This is a genomic window from Halorubrum sp. Atlit-8R (genome assembly GCF_003666025.1).
Classification (GTDB): Archaea; Halobacteriota; Halobacteria; order Halobacteriales; family Haloferacaceae; genus Halorubrum; species Halorubrum salinarum.
Genome location: NZ_QPLV01000047.1, coordinates 1 through 482 on the forward strand (window position 1 = coordinate 1; position 482 = coordinate 482).

The 482-nt window shown below is 61.8% G+C and carries 2 pseudogenes; both read left to right on the forward strand.

Annotated features, from left to right (window positions below):
- A pseudogene (locus DVK05_RS16500) lies at window positions 1-411 on the forward strand (hypothetical protein); the annotation flags it as partial.
- Window positions 411-482, forward strand: a pseudogene (locus DVK05_RS17825) (2-phospho-L-lactate guanylyltransferase); the annotation flags it as partial. The pseudogenes DVK05_RS16500 and DVK05_RS17825, both read left to right, overlap by 1 nt.

Sequence of the window (482 nt, forward strand, 5' to 3'; positions counted from 1 at the left end):
AATTACACGTACGACCCGGCACAGAACTATCAGGTCGCCTCGCTCAGTCGAATCAGCGGCAACAACGAAGAGGAGTTCCGCAGCGACACCGCTCACCACTACACCGAAGAGAGTCAGGCCGCGAGGCAAGCGATCGACGACGCACAGGCTGCAATCGACGCGGCCGGTGGGAACGAAAACGCCGAAGAACTGGTCAGTAGCGCCATCTCCTCATACGAGAACGGGAACTTCCAGAACGCCCAGGACCTCGCCGGGCAGGCTGAGAGTCAGGCACAGCAGGCCCAGCAGAGCGCCCAGACCCAGCGAACGCTCCTGCTGGTCGGCGGCGGACTTGTCGTCCTCCTGTTGCTGGTCGGTGGCGGCTACTACGCGTACACGCAGATGAGTGAGGACGAGTACTCCAAGCTGTAATGCGTCTTGTCGTCCCCGTCTCGGGGTCTGCCCCCAAAACGCGGCTTGCGTCTGTTCTGTCTCCAGCCGAA